The 1,881-nt window shown below is 72.6% G+C and carries 1 protein-coding gene and 1 pseudogene; both read left to right on the top strand.

Annotated features, from left to right (window positions below; all coding sequences use genetic code 11):
* The first annotated feature begins 310 nt into the window (after positions 1–310).
* A complete protein-coding gene (locus tag B7767_RS36780; protein ID WP_085575806.1) occupies positions 311–1,126 on the top strand; it encodes an ECF-type sigma factor in 816 nt (271 codons plus the stop codon).
* Positions 1,123–1,881: pseudogene (locus tag B7767_RS46875) on the top strand (hypothetical protein); the annotation flags it as partial. The gene B7767_RS36780 and the pseudogene B7767_RS46875, both read left to right, overlap by 4 nt.

Below are 1,881 nucleotides of genomic sequence, written 5' to 3'. Positions count from 1 at the left end.
GGGACGGAGTGGTCGTGAGGCTGTCGGGGTGGCCCTGGCCGGGGACGGGACTGGTGCTCATGGGGTTCCTTTCCCTGATGGGACGTCACCACTGGTGCGGTGGCCGGTTGTTGAGGGTGTAGGGACCGCCCGACCCACTCCCCCCGCGTGACTCACATCACATTCTTTTGTGGGGCCGGGGAGGGGGGAGAGCCGCGAGCCGCGCCTACGACCTAGGGAGCGCAAGGGCGGAACGGGGCCCGCTGGGGCTGGCGAGAGCTAGGGAGCGGATGTGCCGGATGGACAGTGCAAGGGGTACGGACCCCACACCATGACGCAGGACGGACACCTGTCGGTCACGACCGCGGACCGGGAGCTGCGCGCCCTGGAGAAGCTCCTCGCCGACGACACGGGCGAGGACGCCACGACGCGGGCCCAGCTCCCCGGCCGGGACGCCGCCCTGGTCGCCTTCCTGCGCCGCTCCGGGTTCGAGGGCTCGCACTACCGGCAGTTCATCGCCGAGTTGATGACGTACGGCTGGCGCACGCTGAGCCACTGGAGCGCGAGCGGCCACATCTTCCGGCGCACCGCCCGCATGGGCCGCCCCGTACCGTCCACGATGCTGCCCGAGACGTGGGCGTACGAGGACCGCACCCAGGTCGTCACCGACACCGTCCTCAAGGGCAGCATTCTCTTCCGCGAGCACGGCCTGGTCCGCGGCAAGTGGAACCCCGAGGGCGGGGCGAGCCTGACCACCTACTTCGTCGGCGCCTCCGTCCTGGCCTTCCGCCCCGTCTATCTCCGCTGGTACCGGACCCACCACCTCGGACAGGCCGAACTCGACCACCGCGGCGCCGACGGCGACGACGTCCTCTACACCCGGCACGACATTCCCGACCAGCGCGCCACCGATCCCCAGCGTGCCGCGGCCACGCGGGACCACATCAGCCGTCTGCGCCCGTTGCTGCCCGACGAGCAGCTGCGCGAGGCGCTGGGCTGGGTCACCCTCGGCTACACCCATGCCGAAGCGGCCGTCAGGGTGGGCATGACGCCCAAGGCACTCGAGCGGCGCCTGGCCCGCGTCCGCACCAAGGTTCTGGCCAGTGGCCTGCAGCAGGTCCGGCCGGTGGAGGGGGGAGCACGATGAGTGCGCACAAGGACGACACGAGGCCTGCCACCACCGCCGACGACGAGTTCGCCGCCCTGATGGCCGCCTCCAGCCTGCGCGCGCCCCGCGTCCGCGCCCTGGACGAGACCATCCCCGAGGACGCGCGGCGGCGACTGTGTGCCGCGGTCGACGCGGCCCCCACCGGCAGTGCTCGGCACGTCCGCACCGACGAGCCGGACAAGCCGGAGGAGCCGGACGAGCCCTCGTCCGTGTCCGGGAACAGCGGCGACGACGAGCACACCCGCCCGGACGACGCGTCCGGAGGCCACGCCGTGCGCAGCGGCCCGGCCGCGCTCCACGGAGCGCCCCCACGGGTCCGCACGGACAGGCCCCCGGCCTTCATCTCGTTCAGCCACGGGGAAACAGAGGTCGGCACGCCCTGGCGCGAGTCCTTCACGACACGTGTGACGAGGCCATGGCCGTACCTCCAGGAGTCTTCGCTCCTCTCGCCGCATCCGCCGGGCGACCGGCGGATGCGCGACCTGTGGACCGACGGCCGGCACGTCACGGTGTCCGCGCCGCGCCGCGACTGGGACGAGCTCTGCCGGGCAGACATCGTCATCGTGGTGCTGGGGCACACCCCGCCGGTGCCGCCCCTTCCCGAGGCCCACCTCATCATCCACCACGAGGTCCGTCGGCTCGCCGACGCACCGTCCGCTCCGGAACCCCGCTGGGTGCTCGGACCTGCCGTGGGACCGGCCGGTCCCCTCGCTCCGGAGCAACCGTGGTGGAAC

Source organism: Streptomyces sp. 13-12-16, from assembly GCF_002114215.1.
Lineage (GTDB): Bacteria > Actinomycetota > Actinomycetes > Streptomycetales > Streptomycetaceae > Streptomyces.
This window is presented reverse-complemented; position numbering and strand designations above follow the sequence as displayed.

Bases quoted from the DNA above. Each gene is read 5' to 3' on its own strand.
- B7767_RS36780 (WP_085575806.1), top strand. From the start codon at position 311: ATGACGCAGGACGGACACCTGTCGGTCACGACCGCGGACCGGGAGCTG.